Origin of the sequence: Sphingomonas rhizophila, assembly GCF_014396585.1 — a bacterium.
GTDB classification, from domain to species: Bacteria; Pseudomonadota; Alphaproteobacteria; order Sphingomonadales; family Sphingomonadaceae; genus Sphingomicrobium; species Sphingomicrobium rhizophilum.
Genome location: NZ_CP060717.1, coordinates 393,646 through 412,575 on the forward strand (window position 1 = coordinate 393,646; position 18,930 = coordinate 412,575).

The following is an 18,930-nucleotide window of genomic DNA, read 5'->3' on the forward strand; positions in this document are numbered from 1 at the left end:
CATGGCAACCGGCCTTATCCTTTCCTCCGTGGCGATGACGCTGATCGTCGGCGTGCGCTATCTCATCACCAGCGGGCTGTTCGCCGCCTGGACGGCGCGGCGTTTCCCGGGGCGATTGGCGGGAATGCGGCCGCAGGTGCGGCGGGAAATCGCGTGGAGCCTGGCGTCCGCGGCGATCTATGGCGCGCCGGCTGGCATCGTCGCCTGGGGCTGGCAGGAGCGGGGCTGGACCCGGATTTACGCGGATGTGGCCGACTATCCGTTGTGGTGGATGCCGGTCTCGCTGCTGGCCTACCTGCTGGCGCACGATACCTGGTTCTACTGGACGCACCGACTGATGCATCGGCCATGGTGGTTCAAGCGGATGCATTCGGTCCATCACGACAGCCGGCCGCCCACCGCCTGGGCGGCGATGAGCTTTCATCCGTGGGAGGCGGCGACCGGGGCGATCGTCATCCCGTTGCTGGTGTTCGTGATCCCGATCCACATCGCGGTGCTGGGCCTGGTGCTGACGATCATGACCGTGATGGGCGTCACCAACCACATGGGGTGGGAGATGTTTCCGCGCATCATGGTTCAGGGAAAATTGGGGAAATGGCTGATAACGGCTAGCCATCACGAGCTTCACCATCAAAAGTATCGCTGCAATTATGGCCTATATTTTCGACTCTGGGATCACCTTTGCGGCACCGACCGGGGCCTGGGCACGTTTGCCGCTCCTCGCCCTCGCGATGATCGGCACGACCGGCGCCAGCCCGCCGCAGGGCGCCAGCCTGCACCTGTCGATTGAAGGGCTGCGCAACACGAAGGGCGCGGTGATGCTGTGCCTGACCCGACAGCAGGCCTTCCTGAAATGCGCCGAAGATCCCGGACGTCTGTCGCGGACCATCAGCGCCGCGTCGGCGCGGTCGATTGACATCAAGGGCGTGCCGCCGGGCGAATGGTCGCTGCTGCTGGTCCACGACGAGAACCGCAACGGAAAGCTGGACAAGATGATGGGAATGCCGCGCGAAGGCTTCGGCTTTTCGCGCAACCCCGTGATCCGCTTTGGTCCGCCAAGCTATGGCGATGTGCGTTTCGCCTTGCCGCCCGGCGGATCGAGCCAGTCGGTCAAGGTCAAGTATCTGCTCTGACCGCGATCCGGCGACCACCGGCGGTCGACCGATCCATCCATTCGCAGAACGGCAGGTGCCAGACGGCGCATCTGTATTACCAACCTAACACAATGCATCAGCGATGTTGCGTTTGAGGGGGAGCGGATGATGCTGGAATTGAACGATCTTCGCCATGTCTACGGCGACGGGACAGTGGCGCTGGATGGGGTCAGCCTGTCCATTCCCGTCGGCATGTTCGGGCTTTTGGGCCCCAATGGCGCGGGCAAGTCCAGCCTGATGCGGACGATCGCCACGCTCCAGACACCGACCAGCGGATCGATCCGCTTCGACGGCATCGACCTGCTCGCCGATCCGGCGCGATTGCGGCAGGTGCTCGGCTACCTGCCGCAGGATTTCGGGGTCTATCCGCGGGTCACCGCCTACGACCTGCTCGACCATATGGCGGTGCTGAAGGGCATAACGGTCAAGGCCGACCGGCGTCAAACGGTCGAAACGCTGCTCGACCGCGTCAACCTTTGGGACGTTCGCAAGCGCGCGGTGGCCGGATTTTCCGGAGGGATGCGCCAGCGGTTCGGCATCGCCCAGGCGCTGATCGGCAGCCCGCGGCTGATCATCGTCGACGAGCCGACCGCCGGCCTGGACCCCGAAGAGCGCAATCGCTTCCACGGCCTGCTGGCGGAAATCGGCGAGAATGTCGTCGTCATTCTCTCCACTCACATCGTCGAGGACGTCGCCGACCTGTGTCCGCGCATGGCCGTGCTCGCGGCGGGCAGGATCCTGCTCGACGGCGCGCCGCAGGAATTGATCGGGGCGATGCGCGGGCAAGTCTGGCGGAAGGTCGTCGCCCGGCGTGATGTCGATGACTACCGCGCCCGCCTGCCGGTGATCTCGACCCGGCTGCGCGGCGGCGAGACGGTCGTTCATGTCCTGTCCGACGAGTCGCCGGGAACGGGCTTCGAGCAGGTGGCAGGCGACCTGGAGGACGTTTATTTCGCGGCGCTGTCCCGCTCGGCGCAGGCCGCGAAGGCCGCGGCCTGATGCTGCGCCCGGTCGCGGCGTTCGAAGTCCGCTATCTCGTCCGAAACCCGCTGTTCCTCGCGACGTTCGCGGCCTTCTTCCTTGCCTCGTTCTTCGACATGGCGATCTTCAAGCTGGTCCAGGAAGCCGGCGGGACGGTGCTGTTCAACAGTCCCAACGCGATCATCAAGACTCACCTCATTGCATCGCTGCTCTACTTGTTCGTCGGTGCGGCCTTCATTTCCAATGCCCTGCTGCGCGACCGGCAGACGGGGTACGCGCCGATCCTGCTGACAACTCGGGTCAGCAAGGCGGACGTCCTCCTCGGACGGCTGGCCGGCGCCATCGTCGCCGGCGCGGCAGTGCTGGCCGCCGTCAGCCTCGGCACGTGGCTGGGGACGCTGATGCCGTTCGCCGACCAGGCCATGCTCGGCCCCAACCGCCTTTCGGGCTGGGCCTTCGGTTACCTGTTCTTCGCGTTTCCCAATGCGATCATCATCTCGGCGATCCTGTTCGCACTGACCGGCGCGACCCGGTCGACCGCCGGCACCTTCATTGGTGTCGTGCTGCTGCTCGTCTTTTACCTCGTCGGCCAGCGGCTGATGGAAAACGCGCCGGACCTGATCAGCCTGCGCGTCCTCGCCGACCCATTCGGGATGAGCGGCTACATGGCCGGCGCGCGCTATCTTACCGCGCCCGAACTCAACGCAGGGATCGTGCCGGTAACGCCGTTGATGATCGGCAGTCGCCTGCTGTGGCTGGCGATTGCCGCGGTGCTCATCACGATGACGGTGCGCATGCACCGGATGGCCGAGCCGAACGTCTCGGCGCGTCGCCTGCGCAAGCTGGCCCGCGCGAGCCAAGCGCCGTCGACACGTCCTGACCGCGTCGCCGAGGCCGTCCTGCCGTCGGCAACATTCGACCGCCGCACCGCCCGCCGCCAGTTCGCCGCCCGGGTCCGGATGGACGCACGTCACGTGCTGAAGAGCCCGGTGTTCGTGGTCCTGCTGCTGATCGCCTTTGCCTTCGCGATTCCCGGCCTGCTCAGCGCATCGACGTTCGCCGGAACGCCGCTTTATCCACTGACCTCGATCCTCGTTCCGATCCTCAACGCCAGCTTCCGCACCTTCCTGGTCATCGTCGCCGCCTATTTCGCCGGTGAATTGGTGTGGCGCGACCGGGAACGGCACATCGACCAGTTGATCGACGCCGCACCGGTCCCGTCGTGGAGCCTGATGCTCCCGAAGTTCCTCGGCCTCGCGCTAGTGCTGTTGTCGACCCTGGCCGTGACCGTGCTGGTCGCGATGCTCGTCCAGTTCGCCAGCGGCGCCGTGCCGATCCGGCCGGGTGAGTATCTCCGCTGGTACGTCCTTCCGACCGGCGCCGACCTGCTGCTCGTCGCGGCGCTGGCAATCTTCGTCCAGGCGCTCAGCCCCGGCAAATATGCCGGCTGGGGCGTCATGGCGGTCTATGTCGTCCTCCTGTTCGTCGGACCGGCGATCGGCCTGGCGCACCCGCTCGCTTTCTACGGCCAGGTGCCGGGCGTCCCGCTGGCCGACATGACCGGAAGCGGATCGTTCGGCGCGGCGGCGTGGTGGGTGCGGCTGTTCTGGGCCGCGATCGCCGGGCTGATGCTGGTGGCGGCGCAACTGCTGTGGCCGCGTGGCATCGCCGGCGGAATGAGGACAAAGCTGCGTCTACTGCCGCGACGCTGGACGGGGCCGGCGCGCGCAATGACCTTGTCGTTGCTCGGGATGGCCGGCCTGTCTGGCGCCTGGATTTTCTACAACGGCCACATTCTCAACCGCTACGAAACCACCGCGCAGTCGGAAGATTATCTCGCCGATTATGAGCGCCGCTACCTGCGCTATGCATCACGGCCGCAGCCGGTGGTGACCCACCTTGCCCTGTCGGTCGACCTGTTTCCCGACCAGCCTCGCGCGGACGTTGGCGGCACCCTTCGCTTCGAGAACAAGAGCGGGCAGCCGATCCGCGACTTGCATGTGCGCGTCGCCAACGCCGGCCTCGAATTGCTCGCCGCCGATGTCGCGGGTGCGCGGCTGGTCCATGACGACCGCCGGTTCGGTTACCGCATCTTCCGCTTCGACCGGCCGATGCTTCCGGACGCGACCGGCACGCTCACCTTCCGCGGCCGGCGAGGGCGGGCCGGTTTCGTGCTGTCCGGGCAGGAACGTGCGCTGGTCGAGAACGGGACGGTGCTCGACGCCTTCGACCTCATCCCGCGGATCGGGATGCATGACAGCGGTCTTCTGACTGACCCGGCCGCGCGGAAGCGCCAGGGACTCGATCCGGCCCGGCCCTTGCCGGCTCTGGAAAGCCGCCGGGCGGTCGACACGCTGATGTCCGACAATGGCTGGATCACCGCCGACCTGACGGTGTCGACCGCGGCGGACCAGACGCCGGTCGCGCCGGGGCGGCGCGTTTGGGATCGGAAAGCGCATGGCCGGCGGGTCGCGCGCTTCGTCTCTGACGTCCCGACATTCAACGACGTCTCGTTCCATTCCGGCCGCTTTGCGCTCGCGTCACTGATGCATGGCGGGGTGAAATTCGCGGTCTATCACCATCCCGAGCATCGCTGGAACGTCCGGCGGATGCTGGACGCGATGACAAGGTCGGTCGACTATTACCGTTCGGCGTTCGGGCCCTATCAGTTCGACCGGCTGCAGATCGTCGAAAATCCCTATGGCGAGGGCGCACACGCCTATCCGCACACGCTCTCGATGGGCGAAGCCGGCGGTTTCGCGATGGACCTGCGCGATCCCAGCCAGCTCGACATAGCGACGATGCTGGTCGCGCACGAAACCGCCCATCAATGGTGGGGACACCAGCTGCGCGGCACGCGGATGGAAGGGACCGCCCTGCTGATCGAAACGCTTGCCCAATATTCGGCGCTGATGGTGCTCGAGAAGACCAAGGGCCCGGACCAGGTGCAACGCTTCCTCCGCTTCCAGCGCGACCGCTACCTCGCCGGTCGCCGGGCGCAGGTCGGCGCCGAACCGCCGCTGGTCCGCGTCGCGCCGGGAGATAATCACATCACCTACGGCAAGGGTGCGCTGGCAATGTATTTGCTTCGCCAGCAGATGGGCGAGGCGGTGGTCAATCGCGCGCTTCGCGGGCTTCTGGCGCGCCATCGCTTTTCGGTCCCGCCCTATCCGCGATCCCTCGACCTTGTCGCGGCGCTGAGGGCGGAAGCGCAATTGCCGCAGCAACAAGAGCTGATCACCGACGTGTTCGAACGCGTTACCCTGTACGACTTCAAGATCGACGGCGTTACCTCGGCCCGGCGCCCCGACGGCCAATGGACGACTGTCGTCACCGTCAAGGCCGCCAAGGCATTTGTCGGCGGTGACGGGATTGCCCGGACGGCCCCGCTCGACGCGATCGTCCCCATCGCCTTGCTATCGATGCATCCTGAAGAAGCGGTCGCGCGCAGCGCCGTTCTGCGCCAGTCGACGCAACGCTTGCGGTCGGGGGAGCAGAAGGTCCGCTTCGTCACGGCGAGGCGACCGGCCTATGTCGCAGTCGACCCGTCGGCCTTTATGTCGACCGGACGATCGACGACAATCTGTTGAAGGTTGCGTCGGACGAATGATGGTGACCCCTACGGGAATCGAACCCGTGTTTCAGCCGTGAGAGGGCCGCGTCCTAACCGCTAGACGAAGGGGCCAGCGTGCCGCCTGGCGCGCCGGGGCCTATGCGTATGTTGGCCAACGGAGTCAATCAGGCGCGGCGCGGCTCCGACCGGTCGCGATATTCGCGATCGAGCCACTGCAGGGCAGCGGCGGCAATGCGTGGCGCGGCCTGGCCGTCACCGAACGGGAAGCGCTGCTGCGACATGTTGGCGCGCAGTTTCCGGTCACCGGCGATCTCGTCGACCGAGGCAATGATCCGGCGGCTATCCGTGCCCACCAGGCGCATCGCACCCTGTTCGACACCCTCGGGCCGCTCGGTCTTGTCGCGAAGCACCAGCAGCGGAACGCCGAGGGTCGGCGCTTCTTCCTGCACCCCGCCGCTGTCGCTGAGGATCAGGTCGCTCCGCAGCATCGCCTCCAGCATCGCCGCGTGAGACAAGGGCGGCAGAAGCCGGATCGAAGCGTTGTGGCCAAGTTGCTCGAACATGGCCTCGCTGACCCGCGGATTGGGATGAAGCACGACGTCGATGCGGATGCGCGGGCGGCGGGTCAGTTCGACCAGCGCGGCCGACACCGCCGCGAACCCGACGCCCCAATTTTCGCGGCGATGGCAGGTGACGAGGATGTTGAACCGTCCCGCCGGCCAGTGGCGCGGGGCTTTGCCCGGAAGCCCACGGTCTGCAACACCGGCATCGATGCCGGTGTTGCCGGTGATGTGCACCTGGCCCTGACACCGCTCGCTGATCAGGTTGGACGCACTGGTCGATGTGGGGGCAAACAGCAGGTCGCTGACCCGGTCGATCTCGATCCGGAAATCTTCCTCGGGCCACGGCTGGCGGGAATCGAAGCTGCGAAGGCCCGCTTCGACGTGCGCCAGGGGAATCCCGCTGGCGACGGCCGCGCGGGCGCCGCCAAGGGCGCTCGACGTGTCGCCCTGAACCATCACCATGTCGGGACCGCGGAACTTCCAGATCCGCGCCAGGCCGTTGGCAACGCGGTCGACATGTTCGTGAGGGTCGGGAAGGCCGGGCTGCTGCAGTGGCGTGCAGGGAAACGCGTCGAGCCCATGGGCCGCAGGTTCCAGACCGGGATGCTGGCCCGTGAAATAGAGATGGACGGCGGCGCCGGCGCGGGCGAGCGAATGGGCGACCGGGACGAGCTTGATCGCCTCCGGCCTGGTCCCGATCACGAGACCCACGTTACGCTGAAACAGAAATCCCCCTAGCTCGGCGGACGGACACTGCCGTCTGGCCTCACGCTCGGCAAGGGGAATCAAAGGCTTTGACAACTCGTTTCGTTGGCAGCACCTATTGTCGAGGGGAGAGGGTTACTTGGCGAATGCGAGCGCGACGCGCGACCTCATCGTCGCGCAGATCACCGATCTTCATATCGGTTTCGACCGTGACAACCCTCACGAGATCAATGTTCGCCGCCTCAACATGGTCATCGACGAACTGATGACGATGCAGCCCAAGCCCGTTGTCCTGGTGGTCAGCGGCGACCTCGTCGAAAACGGCGACGATATCGACGCCTACCAGCATATGCGCGCCCTCGTCGGGCGGTGGGACGGGCCGGTGCTCTGGGCCATCGGCAATCATGACGACCGTGCCAATTTCCTGGCCATCGTCCATGGCGTCCCGACCGACCAGAACGGCTTCGTCCAGTATGAGGCCGACCATGAAGGGCTGCGCTTCATCGTCCTCGACACGCTCGATCCCGGCCGCCACGGCGGGATGATGTGCGAGCAGCGGATCGCCTGGCTGGCCGACCGGCTGGCCGAGCGGACCGAGGATCCGACCGTCATCATCCTCCACCATCCGCCGGTCGACACCGGCATCGACTGGATGAGCGCCCTGTCGTGCGAACAGTGGGTGCAGCGCCTAAACGCGGTGGTCGAACCGGCCCGGCAGGTGGTCGGCATGATGACCGGCCACGTCCACCGGCCGATCGCCACCAGTTTCGCTGGCAAGCCCCTGACCGTGTGCGCGTCGACCGCGCCGTGGCTGGCGCTCGACCTTGACCCGATCGACCCGGGCAAGCCGGACGGGCGGGCGTTGATTCTCGGCACCTCGCCGGCATTCGCGTTGCACTATTGGAATGGCGAGCGGATGCTGACCCATTTCGACGTCGCCGAGCCTCGTCACGTGCTGGCGAGCTTCGATACCACGCTGCAGCCCATGATCCGCGACTTCATCGCGGAGCGGGGGACGGGCTAGGCCCTAGCGGAAATTGTCCGCGTAGGCCTGGATCTTGAGCGATACCGGCGGCGCGGGCACCAGGTGGATGTCGAAGCCCTTGCGCGTCGCATAGGCGACCGCCTCGTCCTTGGTCGCGAACTTCAGACGAACCTGCGTGTTGGTGTCGCCGGAGCCCGCCCAACCGGTCAGGGGTCGGGGCGCAGCGGCTCCTGCCGCTCATATTCCAGCGTCCAGCGTCCATCGCGGGCCTTGCCCGACTGGGTGGTCTTGCGCTGTTCCTCGATGATCCGTGCGACGGGCATGGCGCGGCGATGGCTCAACCGTGCAGCGGAATCAAGAGGAGGCGCGCTTGGTGCGCAGCGTCGGTGGCGCGGACGCGGGATCATCGGGCCAGGGATGGCGTGGATATCGGCCGCGCATTTCCTTGGCAACGTCGCGCCACGACCCGGCCCAGAAGGCGGGCAGGTCCTTGGTGGTCTGGATCGGGCGGTGGGCCGGGCTGGTGATGGCGATGGTCAGGGGGGCGCGGCCGCCGCCGACCGTCGGGTGGTCGCGAAGGCCGAACAGGGCCTGGGCGCGGACCTCGACGATCGGCCCGCCGGTCGCAGCGTAATCGATCGGATGACTGGAATCGGCGGGCGTTCGGAAGTGGGTCGGGGCCAGGCGATCGATGAGCCGTCCCGCCTCGTAGCCGAGCAGTCCGTCAAGCGCCGACCGATGCTCGCCGGGCGTGATGGCGTCAAAGCGGCGTTTGCCGGCGATCAACGGCGGAAGCCATTCGTCCAGCCGATCGAGCAGGCCGGCGTCCGACAGGTCAGGAATGCTGTCGTCGAAGCGGCGGGCGAAAGCGGCGCGGTCACGAAGGGCGGAAGCGCTGTCGGTCCAGGGCAGTAGCCCGAGTCCGTGACGGCGCACGGCATCGACCATGCCCTGTTCGATCGCTGCCTGGTCCGGCCTGGGGTCGGGCGCGGATGACAACCGGATTGAACCCAGGCGTCGTCCACGGGTCGCCGACATCGCCGAGGTGGCGGGGTCGAAGCGGACCTCGCTGAATGCTTCGATCTCGTCGCCGAACAGCGTTTCAATGTCGCTCCAGTCGATCGTCGCGGCGGAGACGATGCGTGCGCCCGAGGCCGCGCCTGCCACTTCGGCGACGGCCAGCCATTCGCTGCTCGCCAGCGGACTGGCCGGATCGAGACGGAAACCGCGCCCGCCGACCGACTGCCAATGCTCGCCGCTGGAATCGCGGCGCCGGGCGAGCCGGTCCGGGAAGGCGAGGGCGACGGCTTGGGCCAGCGCGTGGGCAGCGCACTTATCGCCGCCACCTGCCCGTCGCGCCCAGCCGTCGGCCATGCGGCGGGCAGCAACGGCGCGCGGTCCGCGATCGCCCGACCAGCGGCGCCGACGAAGTTCCAGGTCAGCGTCATTCCCGCCAAGTCCGCGCTCGCCGAGCAGAGCGGCGACGTCGGCGGCGGCCGACGCGAAGCCGCGGTCGCCCGCTTCGACCATCATATGGGCAAGACGCGGCTCGAGCGGCCATGAGGCGATCTCCCGCCCGTGCGCCGTCAATCGACCGGCCCCGTCCAGGGCGCCCAACCGCGTCAGGCGCGCGCGGGCCTCGTCGAGGGCGGCAAGGGGTGGGGAATCGATGAAGGGCAGGCGTCGCGGATCCGCCTCGCCCCACAACAGCGAGGTTAACAACAGGCTCGAAAGGTCGGCCTCGAGGATTTCCGGCGGGTCATGGGCGGGCAAGGATGCGGTGGCTGCCTCTTCCCACAGCCGGATGGCGATGCCCGGACCCTGACGCGCCGCGCGGCCGGCGCGCTGGGTGACGGCCGCGCGGCTGGCGCGTTCGGTGACCAGCCGGGTCAGGCCTGCGTCACGGTCGTAGCGCGGACGGCGGGCGAGGCCGCTGTCGATCACGATCCGGACGCCGTCGACGGTAACACTGGTCTCGGCAATGGCGCTGGCGAGGACAAGCTTGCGTGTTCCGGGCGCGGCGGGTGCAAGGGCCGCTCGCTGTGCGGCGGGTTCGATGCCGCCGTGGAGGCGATGAAGGACGACGTCGGCCGGGAGATCGCCGAGCGCATCGGCGGTGCGCTCGATCTCGGCAACGCCGGGCAGGAAGGCGAGCAGCGAGCCGGGGTGGGCCAAGAGTGCCCGACGGATCGAAGCCGCGATCTGCGGTTCGATCCGTTGACCCGCGTCCCGGCCTTCGTGAATCAGGGTCAACGGATAGGCCTTGCCCTCGCTTTCGATGCGCGGGGCGTCGCCCAGCAGCGCCGCGAAGCGTTCGGCATCGAGCGTCGCCGACATCGCGACGATGCGAAGGTCCGGACGCAGGCCAGCCGCGGCGTCGAGCGCCAGCGCCAGGCCGAGGTCATTGTCGAGGCCGCGTTCATGAACTTCGTCGAACAGCACCGCCGCCACCCCGGCGAGTTCAGGGTCGGCCTGGACCCGGGCGAGAAAGACACCGTGGGTCATGACGACAATCCGTGTCGCCTTGCCGGTCTTGCGCTCCAGGCGGGTCAGCAGGCCGATGGTCGCGCCCGTTTCCTCGCCGCGCTCGCGCGCCATGAAGTCGGCGGCAGCGCGAGCGGCGAGGCGACGCGGAACCAGCAGCAGGATTTCACCGTCACACCAGGGCTCGCCCAGCAAGGCCGGCGCGATCCGGGTCGTCTTGCCGGCGCCGGGCGGTGCGACCAGCAGCGCGCGTGTGCCGTCGCGAAGCGCGGCGCACAAAGCCGGCAGGACGGAGTCGACGGGTAAGGCGGCGGTCGGCATCGTCCGCCCGATGGCAGGCGGCGGCGGCGCTGGCTAGAGCGCGGGGGTCGGGCCGGCGATGGCGGTCGGCTGGGGCAGCGGCCGACCCAATAGCCGCGACATCGACGCGCCGATTTCCTGGCCGAGCGCGCGGAGCATGCGGACGCGGTCACGAAGGCTCATCGAGAGGATCGCCTCCGGCGAACGGCCTTCTTCGGCCAGGCCGGCAAGGCGGTTGTAGATGCCCTGCTCCTCACGCTGGGAGAAAAAGTGCGGGTAAAGCGAACGGCCGTCGGTCACGCCTTCCGCGGTGTATTTGTCGATATAGCGGCGAATGTCGGCGACGTTGATCCACATCAGCTGCGACGGCGCGTTGACCGCGGTGTTGGTGCGAACCTCCCCGACCCGGCGGAAGCCCAGCATCACCTCGTAAAAGCGCCGATGGCGCGGATTGATCTCGATCAGCAGGTCGGTGCAACCGTAATGCATCGACCCGTAGATGAAGATGAGGTGGAACAGCGCGGCGAGGCGCGGGCGCGCCGGGCTGGACGTATCGAACGCGAACTTGGTGAGTTCGCAAAGCTTCGCCCCGGGGGCCCGGCGGAACGTGTCGACCTCGTCCTTGAAGGTCTGGTCGATCGCGAGGCCCGCAGGCGAATCGATGCCCAGCGTCAGCGTGCCGATGACGTCATCGCGGTCAGTCGCGGTAAAGGTGATGCAGTTCGGGTCGGCCGGCAGGCGAATGGTGTTGCCGTAGCCGCGCCAGGAATACATGCGGCTCAGCAGCATATTGGCGCGGTTGCGGTGGCCATCGCAGTCCGCGAGTCGGATGGTCATCGACGCATCTTCGTCGCCTGGCTGTTTCGGAAGCGCGAACGTGTGCAGGCTCGATCCGCCGATCGCGCGGTGCCTGTTGCTGACTGGTGAGCGCCGACGGAAGCGCCGAGCCGCCAATTCCGATTTCACGATTGTGCCCCACCCAGAGTGTCGAAAATCCTTACAATCCAGACTGAAGGCTTACGCGGCAAAAGTTTAGAGGTCGTGAAAGGGTAAGCGACGAACGGTGCATCGGAAGCGACTGTGCGCGATGCCTGCAGGAACAATCACGCCGCAAGCTCTCTCTACGTTGATCCAGATTAAGGGATTTGTCTCGAATCAGGACAGGCGCGGGGCGATATACAATGGAACGGACTGGTAATTTCCAAGTTTATCCGTAAGATTAACGAATCGATAACAGGTGGAATTAACGGGAGGCACTTTTATGCGCGCGTTTATGACAGGTCTGGCCGCACTCTCAGCAGTGGTCTTGGCCGCTCCGGCCTCGGCGGCCGATACGACCATCACCGTCCCGGTGAACACGACTTATGTCGGTCCCAACGGCTTCGCCTTTTTCTCAGCTTCTCCGAACCCGTATCTGGGCACAGGGCCGGTTGTGGCGACCTTGGGCATACCGGCATTCCGCTCGGAACGTTCCAAGATTTCTACACCTTCACGCTGGGCGAAGACGGCACCGGTAGCGGCTCGGTCACCACCAGCATCGACATCAACGCTCTCTTCGAGGGCGCGACCGACACGGACTTTATTTCGGTCCTGGTGAACGGTTTCGCCGCGACGGCGTCCTACCGCCTGCAGGACGGTGTAACGCCGTGCAATACGCCGGGCGTTGGCGGCTGCGGCTCGGTCGAGACCTATGCTCTGACCAACGTTCCGATCTACGCGTTCCAGCTCAACACGATCGAGATCAACGGCATCTCGCGTGGTCTTGGCTCGTACGGTGGCCAGGCTTCGTTCACCCCAGGCGCGGTTCCAGAACCGGGCACGTGGGCGATGATGCTCCTCGGCTTTGGCGCGATCGGCTTCGGCCTCCGCCGCCGCCGTCCGGCCTTCCAGGCGCAGCTGGCCTAAGCCAGGCTGACACCTGCTATCGATGGAGGAGGCGGTCTTCGGGCCGCCTCCTTTTTTCGTGCCTGCGACCCGGCGGCCGGTCAGAATGTCGTCCTTGAAAACAGCCTGTTAAGGCTTCGCGTGTAGCAAGGACGTCATGCAGGCGTCCGTAATCACCAAGTCCGGCTTCGCCGGCCAGACCGAGTTCCCGATCCGCGCGGCCTTCCAGCCGATCGTCGATATCGTGTCCGGGGACGTCTTCGCCTACGAAGCACTGGTTCGCGGCTCTCAGGGCCAGTCGGCCGGGGAGGTACTGTCGTGGATCAACGACGACAATCGCCATGCCTTCGACCAAGCCTGCCGGGTGACCGCGATCAACGACGCAGTGGCGGCCGGAATCCTTGAAACCCGGGCCAAGCTGTCGATCAATTTCATGCCGACGGCTGTCGACTCGCCCTATGCCGACATCCAGCTGACGTTGCGGACCGCGCGTCAGGCGGGCTTCCCGGTCGACCGGCTTATGTTCGAATTCACCGAGCATCAGAAGACCAACGTCGACCACCTGCGCAGCATCATCGCCACCTACCGCGAACTGGGCCTGACGACCGCGATCGACGACTTCGGCGTCGGCCAGTCGGGCCTGGGCCTGCTCGCCAGTATCCAGACCGATGTCGTGAAGCTCGACATGTACCTGGTACGCGGAATCGACAGCAATCGCCCGAAGCAGGCCATCGTCGAAGCCATGCTTGGCCTCAGTAACCGGCTGGGCATGAAGCTGATCGCCGAGGGCATCGAAACCGAAGGCGAACTGAACATGCTTCGCGGGCTCGGTGTCCGGCTGGCGCAGGGCTATTTCATCGGGCGGCCTGCGCTCGGCAAGCTCAGCGCCTTCCCGCCGCTGTTCAACCGCGGCCTTGCGGAGCGTCGCCGCCGCGTCGGCTGACCAACCCCCTTTCGACGGATTCCGCGCGAATTCACTGCCATTTCGTGGTAGTTGTGCCGCCCTCTACCGATGGAGGGCACCATGATGAATCGTGGCCTGATGATCCCGTTGGTTTCCGTTTCGATCGTCGCGCTGGGCGCTTGCAGCAAGCAAGCCGCCATTGCCGCCAACGATGGCGACTCGGCCGCCGCCGCGAAGCCCGCGGCAACACCGGCTGACCCCGTGCAAAGTGCGCTGGCCGCCGCACCCGCCTCGATCTCCGCCGAAGCCGCGGTCATGGCGCCGCAGCCGGACGGAACGATGAAGGTGCTGCGCCAGGGTAAGAACGGCTGGTCGTGCATGCCCGACAACCCGGCGACGCCCGGGCCCGACCCGATGTGCATGGACGCCAACGCCATGAAATGGGCGGAAGCGTGGATCGGCCACAAGGACCCGCCGAAGGACAATGTCGGGCTGATGTACATGCTGTCGGGGGAACCGATGCCAGCAATACCGACCCCTACGGGCAGAAGCCGCCGGAAGGGAAGGACTGGGTCAAGACCGGTCCGCACGTGATGGTGGTCGGCGCCGAGTCGCTCAACCGGATCTATCCCGGCGGCGAGGATCCGGACACGTCGAAGCCGTATGTCATGTTCGGTGGGACGCCCTACGCCCATGTCATGATCCCTATCGGCTAGACCAGTATTGCGCCGTGATGGGCGGTGATTCGCCGCCCGTCCCGCCGCGCCCATTCAAAAAACGCCCAGATTTCAAGGTCATCCGATATCTTGCATTTCACATACCGAGTGATAAACAGTGTGCACGACACAGGATGTGACGCATGGGTGATGAGGCCACTTTCGACAAGCTAAGGGTTGAGCTTCGGCGCGGCGCGCTGGTGATGGCGGTGCTGCTGTCGCTGCGAACCGAACGCTATGGCTACACGCTTCGCTCCGACCTGGAGGAAGCGGGGCTGCCGATCGACGAAGGCGCGCTTTACCCGCTGCTTCGCCGCCTTGAATCCCAGGGCTTGCTCAAGAGCGAGTGGCGCGAGGATGCCAAGCGCAACAAGCGATATTACCGGCTGTCCCCGGAAGGCGAAACGATGCTCGCCCAGCTTCGCGACGAATGGGACGGCATTTCCAACTCGATCACCAGACTTTCATCGGGAGGCCGTTCATGACGATGCTCGACAACTATCTGAACGCGGTGCGCCGCAACCTGCCGCCGGGCGGGGCCGACGACATCATCGCCGAGCTTCGCGACGTCCTGCTCGAGCGCGCAGAGGAGCGGGAGCGCGACGGCGCGGTCGACTGGCCGGCCCTGCTCAGGGATCACGGTCATCCGCTCAAGGTCGCTGCCCATTATCGCGGCGACCAGTATCTGATCGGGCCGGAACTCTACCCCTTCTATCGCCACTTCCTGCAAAAAGTGGTCGGCATCGTGGTGCTCGCGGTGGGCGCGATCACATTGTTCAAGCTGGCCAGCTTCGGCGGCGACGCCGGACAGATCATCGCCAAGCTGCTCGGCGCGTTGTGGTGGGCGGTGCTTTGCTCGGTCGGCGCGGTGACGCTGGCCTTTGTCCTGATCGACCGGTTCGGCGGAATGGACCGGCACTTCCTGGCGTGGAAGCCGGAGGAACTGCCCGAACCCGCCGTCGACCAGCCAAGCACCGCGGAATCGGTATTCGAGGTCAGCGCCAGCTCGCTCTTCATCCTGTGGTGGATCGGCATCCTCGCCACACCCGAACTAGGCGGTCCCAACGGCTTTCGAATCGAGGCCGCGCCGATCTGGACCACGCTCTACTTGCCGATCCTGGCCCTGCTCATCGCCCGGCTGGCCTACAGCCTGGTGTCGTGGCGCCGCCCCAACTGGCGCGCGCTTCGCGGCATCATGGACATCGGAACGAGTGTCGCGGCGATCGTGCTGGCCATCATCGTCCATCGTGCGGGACAGTGGGCGACGGTGGTGGGCGGCGACCCCGCCCAGGCCGCCCGTGTCGAAAGCAGCCTGAACTTCAGCCTCAAGATCGGCATCGCCGCCACCGTGATCATCCTGGCGATCACGGCGCTGGTGGCTTCATGGAAGCTGGTGCGGCCCCTGTTCACCGGCGAGGGCAGGGGCGACGCCCGAATGCTGTCGCTCTAGGCGTCAGTAGGCGCGGGACACCGCGAACTCGACCGCCTCGACCATCGCTGCCTTGGCCCGTCCGTTGTGGAACGGCGCCAGGGCATCGACGGCGCGGCGGCCGTAAAGGCGGGCGCGTTCCATCGTGTCGGCCAGCGCCCCGGTCTCGTTGATCAGGCGGGTGGCGTGGGCAAGGTCGTCGTCCCCCGACCGCTCCCCTGCATCGCCGCTTTCCAGAAGGCGCGGTCGGCATCGCTGCCCCGTGCGTTCGCAAGGATCACCGGCAGAGTCACTTTGCCGTCGCGGAAATCGTCGCCGCGCCCCTTGCCCATCGTCGCCTCGTCGCTGGCGTAATCGATCGCGTCGTCGACCAGCTGGAAAGCGACGCCGAGGTTGCGCCCGAAGCTGTCGAGCGCTTCTTCCGCCTGCTCGCCGGCCTCCGCCACCACGGGCGCGATCCGGCACGCGGCGGCGAACAGCGCCGCCGTTTTCGCGCCGATGATATGCAGGTAATGCTCCTCGCTGGTGCCGACCTGGCGCTGGGCGGTGAGCTGGTCGACTTCGCCCTCGGCAATCACCGCCGACGCGTTGCTGAGGATCCGCAGCACCTTGAGGCTGCCATCCTCGACCATCAGTTCAAAGGCTCGGCTGAACAGGAAATCGCCGACCAGCACGCTTGCCGGATTGCCCCAGATCAGGTTGGCGGCGCGCTTGCCGCGGCGCATCTCGCTCAGGTCGACGACATCGTCATGAAGCAGCGTGGCAGTGTGGATAAATTCGACCGCCGCGGCGAGCTTGTGATGGCGATTGCCCGGATAGTCGAGCAGGGCGGCGCTCGCCAGCGTCAGCATCGGCCGCATCCGCTTCCCGCCGCCGGCGATCAGGTGCCCGGCAAGCTCGGGTATCAGCGCCACTTTCGACTGCATCCGGTCGAGGATGACGGCGTTCACCGCATTCATGTCGCCGGCCGTCAGGGCAATCATCGGGTCGAGCGAGGGCGCACGCCTGTCGCCCAGCGAATGGATCGTCGCGGTCATCGCCCGCTGCCCTAGGCAGGCCAGCGACGAAGGGCAAGTTGGGCGGGCTCGCCGCGCTTGCTACCAGATGCGGATGCGCTGCTCCGGCGGCAGGTACATGGCGTCGCCGGGCTGGACATTGAAGGCGCGATACCATTCGTCCATGTTGCGGACGACGCCGTTGACCCGATATTTCGAAGGCGAGTGCGGGTCGGTCAGCAACTGCGACCGCAGCGTCCCTTCGCGGAATTTCGATTGCCAGCTGTAGCCATAGGCGATGAAGAAGCGCTGGTCGCCGGTGAGCCCGCCGATCACCGGCGGTTCCCCATGTTCCGCGACGTAGCGGCGATAGGCGGCATAGGCGACTTCGAGCCCGCCGAGATCGCCGATGTTCTCGCCAAGGGTGAGCTCCCCTTGATCCGCATGCCCGGCAGCGGCTCGTACTGATTATATTGCTTCACCAGCGCCGCGGTGCGCGTTTCATAGGCCTTGGCGCTGGCCGGGGTCCACCAGTCGCGAAGCAGGCCGGTGGCGTCGTACAGTCGCCCTTGGTCGTCGAAGCCATGGCCGATCTCGTGACCGATCGTCGCGCCGATGCTGCCGTAATTGGCAGCCGGGTCGGCGTTGGGATCGAAATAGGGTGGCTGCAGGATGGCAGCGGGGAAGGTGATCTGGTTGGTCGACGGATCGTAATAGGCGTTGTTGGTTTGCGGCAGCATTCCCCACAACGTCCGATCGACCGGCTTGGGCAGCATGGCGACCTGCCGCTCTTCCTCGAACTTGCCGGAACGGATGACGTTGCCGAGCAGGTCGCCGCGATCGACCTTGAGGTTGGTGTAGTTGATATATTTAACCGGATGGCCGGTGCGCGGGTCGAAGCTTGCAAGCTTGGCCTGCGCCTCCGCCTTGGTGGCGGCGTCCATCCAGCCGTTGTTGTCGATCTTTTCCTTGAGCGCGGCACGGACGTTGGCGATCAGTTCGCCCATCTGCCGGTCGCTTTCGGGCGGGTAGTGACGCTCGACGTAGATCTGCCCGACCGCCTCGCCGAGCGCGCCGTTGACGAAGCTGACACCGCGCTTCCACCGGTCGCGCTGGACCGCCTGGCCGCGAAGAGTCTTCGCATAGAAGTTGAAATAGGCGTCCTCGAATGCCTTCGGCAGGAAGTTCGCGGCGTTGCTCACGAAGTGGAACGCGACATAATCCTTCCACAACTCGACCGGCTGGCTGGCGACCAGCTTCGCCTCCTCGGCGATGGCGCTCTTTTCCTGGACGATGAAGCCCTGCTGCGCGCCAAGGCCCTGCGCGGCAAGGAAGGCGTCCCAATCGAGCTGCGGCGCGAAGGATTTGAGCTGCGCCCGGGTCATCGGGTTGGTGGTCGCCTTGGTGTCGCGGGCACGCTCCGGGGCCCAGTGAACCCGGGCGATCTGCGTTTCCAGCTTGATGATCCGGTCGGCCTTGGCCTCGGCGTCGGTAATGCCGGCCAGCTTCTGGACGGTGACGATATAGTCGCGATAGGCCTTGCGGATCGCGACGTATTTTTCATCCTGCAGCAGGTAATAATCACGGCCGGCAGGCCGAGCCCGGATTGGGTGATGTAGACCGTATTGCGGGTCGGGTCGGCCGAATCCGGCTGAATGAACGCGCCGATCGGCGAGGTGAAGCCGCTGCTGCCGAACAGGGTGGCAAGCTGGGCACGAGTCCGCACCGCCGCGACTTGCTGCAGATACGGCTTGAGCGGCGCGGCGCCCTTCGCCTCGATCGTGGCCTGGTCCATGAAGCTCGCGTAAAAATCGCCGACCTTCTGGCTGATGCTGCCCGGTGCGCCGGGGTTGGCGGCCTGGTCCTCGATGATCGAGCGGACGTCGCGGTCGATCTGGTCGTTGAGAACGGAATCAATTCCGACGAACGTCCGGTCGGCGGCGATTTCGGTGCGTTTTGCCCAACCGCCGTTTACGTAAGACCAGAAATCGTCGCCGGGCTTCACGCTCGGGTCGGCGGCGGTGAGATCGACGCCCCAGGGGCGGAATTTCGGCGCGGGCGCCGCCGTCGCGACCGCGGTCACAGCATCGGATGCGGCTCCCGCGACAGGCGTCGGCCCGGCGTCGTCGTTGACCGTGGCACAGGCGGCAAGAGTCAGGCTGGACGCGGCCAGCAAAAGGGCATGAAAACGCATGGAAACTCCCCGGCTCGATTTGAGCGCGACCTTAAGCGGAGCCCGCGACCGGGCAAGAGGCT

At 66.2% G+C, this 18,930-nt stretch carries 16 protein-coding genes, 1 tRNA gene and 3 pseudogenes; 11 read left to right on the forward strand and 9 right to left on the reverse strand.

Translation table 11 applies throughout. From position 1 onward, the window contains the following. Position 1 precedes the first annotated feature (1 nt). From H9L12_RS01855 to H9L12_RS01870, 4 genes are all read left to right on the forward strand, one after another. Positions 2 to 790 (forward strand): sterol desaturase family protein, encoded by a 789-nt coding sequence (locus tag H9L12_RS01855; RefSeq protein WP_187542391.1) that lies wholly within the window; start codon positions 2 to 4, stop codon positions 788 to 790. After that, the gene (locus tag H9L12_RS01860) at positions 732 to 1,133 is read left to right on the forward strand and encodes a DUF2141 domain-containing protein (RefSeq protein WP_187542392.1); all 402 of its coding nucleotides are present in this window, start codon (positions 732 to 734) and stop codon (positions 1,131 to 1,133) included. Before H9L12_RS01855 ends, H9L12_RS01860 begins: the two co-directional genes overlap by 59 nt. A 126-nt stretch (positions 1,134 to 1,259) precedes the next feature. Further along, positions 1,260 to 2,153, forward strand: coding sequence for an ABC transporter ATP-binding protein (locus H9L12_RS01865; protein ID WP_246450502.1), 894 nt, complete (start codon positions 1,260 to 1,262; stop codon positions 2,151 to 2,153). Continuing rightward, positions 2,153 to 5,725, forward strand: a complete 3,573-nt coding sequence (locus tag H9L12_RS01870; protein ID WP_187542393.1) for an ABC transporter permease/M1 family aminopeptidase — start codon at positions 2,153 to 2,155, stop codon at positions 5,723 to 5,725. Before H9L12_RS01865 ends, H9L12_RS01870 begins: the two co-directional genes overlap by 1 nt. A gap of 20 nt (positions 5,726 to 5,745) precedes the next feature. Here H9L12_RS01870 and H9L12_RS01875 read toward each other — a convergent pair. Then, a tRNA-Glu gene (locus tag H9L12_RS01875) sits at positions 5,746 to 5,820 on the reverse strand. 53 nt (positions 5,821 to 5,873) lie between these two features. Beyond that, positions 5,874 to 6,974: a non-hydrolyzing UDP-N-acetylglucosamine 2-epimerase gene (wecB, locus tag H9L12_RS01880; protein ID WP_187542394.1), complete on the reverse strand. Its 1,101-nt coding sequence runs from the start codon at positions 6,972 to 6,974 to the stop codon at positions 5,874 to 5,876. A 142-nt stretch (positions 6,975 to 7,116) separates the two neighbouring features. Between wecB and H9L12_RS01885 the strand changes: the two genes are divergently transcribed. Then, positions 7,117 to 8,001, forward strand: a complete 885-nt coding sequence (locus H9L12_RS01885; RefSeq protein WP_187542395.1) for a phosphodiesterase — start codon at positions 7,117 to 7,119, stop codon at positions 7,999 to 8,001. Positions 8,002 to 8,004: 3 nt separating this feature from the next. Here H9L12_RS01885 and H9L12_RS14335 read toward each other — a convergent pair whose 3' ends face one another. The 4 genes from H9L12_RS14335 to H9L12_RS01900 are packed head-to-tail and all read right to left on the reverse strand — an operon-like array spanning position 8,005 to position 11,583. After that, positions 8,005 to 8,172 carry an NADH dehydrogenase ubiquinone Fe-S protein 4 gene (locus H9L12_RS14335; RefSeq protein ID WP_425506832.1) on the reverse strand — a complete coding sequence of 56 codons (168 nt, stop codon included), beginning with the start codon at positions 8,170 to 8,172 and terminating at the stop codon, positions 8,005 to 8,007. Beyond that, positions 8,169 to 8,285 (reverse strand): ETC complex I subunit, encoded by a 117-nt coding sequence (locus tag H9L12_RS14535; RefSeq protein ID WP_484592925.1) that lies wholly within the window; start codon positions 8,283 to 8,285, stop codon positions 8,169 to 8,171. The genes H9L12_RS14335 and H9L12_RS14535 overlap by 4 nt, the downstream gene beginning before the upstream one ends. Positions 8,286 to 8,316: 31 nt before the next feature. Beyond that, on the reverse strand, positions 8,317 to 10,767 hold the full coding sequence (gene hrpB / locus H9L12_RS01895) for an ATP-dependent helicase HrpB (RefSeq protein WP_187542396.1): 2,451 nt from the start codon (positions 10,765 to 10,767) through the stop codon (positions 8,317 to 8,319). A 33-nt stretch (positions 10,768 to 10,800) separates the two neighbouring features. Continuing rightward, positions 10,801 to 11,583, reverse strand: coding sequence for an N-acyl amino acid synthase FeeM domain-containing protein (locus H9L12_RS01900; RefSeq protein ID WP_187542397.1), 783 nt, complete (start codon positions 11,581 to 11,583; stop codon positions 10,801 to 10,803). A gap of 657 nt (positions 11,584 to 12,240) precedes the next feature. Here H9L12_RS01900 and H9L12_RS13300 point away from each other — a divergent pair. The 6 genes from H9L12_RS13300 to H9L12_RS01925 all read left to right on the forward strand — a co-directional run bounded on the left by H9L12_RS13300 (position 12,241) and on the right by H9L12_RS01925 (position 15,700). Further along, positions 12,241 to 12,651 (forward strand): FxDxF family PEP-CTERM protein, encoded by a 411-nt coding sequence (locus tag H9L12_RS13300; protein WP_246450764.1) that lies wholly within the window; start codon positions 12,241 to 12,243, stop codon positions 12,649 to 12,651. A 136-nt stretch (positions 12,652 to 12,787) separates the two neighbouring features. Further along, the gene (locus H9L12_RS01910; protein WP_187542398.1) at positions 12,788 to 13,573 is read left to right on the forward strand and encodes an EAL domain-containing protein; all 786 of its coding nucleotides are present in this window, start codon (positions 12,788 to 12,790) and stop codon (positions 13,571 to 13,573) included. Between the two features lie 81 nt (positions 13,574 to 13,654). Further along, positions 13,655 to 14,128, forward strand: coding sequence for a hypothetical protein (locus H9L12_RS01915; protein ID WP_223177141.1), 474 nt, complete (start codon positions 13,655 to 13,657; stop codon positions 14,126 to 14,128). Further along, entirely contained in the window at positions 14,125 to 14,250 is a 126-nt protein-coding gene (locus H9L12_RS13855) for a hypothetical protein (protein ID WP_281399792.1), read from the forward strand. The genes H9L12_RS01915 and H9L12_RS13855 overlap by 4 nt, the downstream gene beginning before the upstream one ends. A gap of 143 nt (positions 14,251 to 14,393) precedes the next feature. Then, complete coding sequence (locus H9L12_RS01920; protein ID WP_187542399.1) at positions 14,394 to 14,735, forward strand: PadR family transcriptional regulator; 342 nt, start codon at positions 14,394 to 14,396, stop codon at positions 14,733 to 14,735. After that, positions 14,732 to 15,700: a hypothetical protein gene (locus H9L12_RS01925; RefSeq protein WP_187542400.1), complete on the forward strand. Its 969-nt coding sequence runs from the start codon at positions 14,732 to 14,734 to the stop codon at positions 15,698 to 15,700. Before H9L12_RS01920 ends, H9L12_RS01925 begins: the two co-directional genes overlap by 4 nt. A 3-nt stretch (positions 15,701 to 15,703) precedes the next feature. On the opposite strand, the pseudogene H9L12_RS01930 reads toward H9L12_RS01925, so the two are convergent. From H9L12_RS01930 to H9L12_RS13315, 3 pseudogenes are all read right to left on the reverse strand, one after another. Further along, positions 15,704 to 16,716: pseudogene (locus tag H9L12_RS01930) on the reverse strand (polyprenyl synthetase family protein). Positions 16,717 to 16,776: 60 nt separating this feature from the next. Continuing rightward, positions 16,777 to 18,281: pseudogene (locus H9L12_RS13310) on the reverse strand (M13 family metallopeptidase). A 41-nt stretch (positions 18,282 to 18,322) separates the two neighbouring features. After that, positions 18,323 to 18,868 (reverse strand): annotated as a pseudogene (locus H9L12_RS13315) (M13 family peptidase); the annotation flags it as partial. Positions 18,869 to 18,930: the final 62 nt, after the last annotated feature.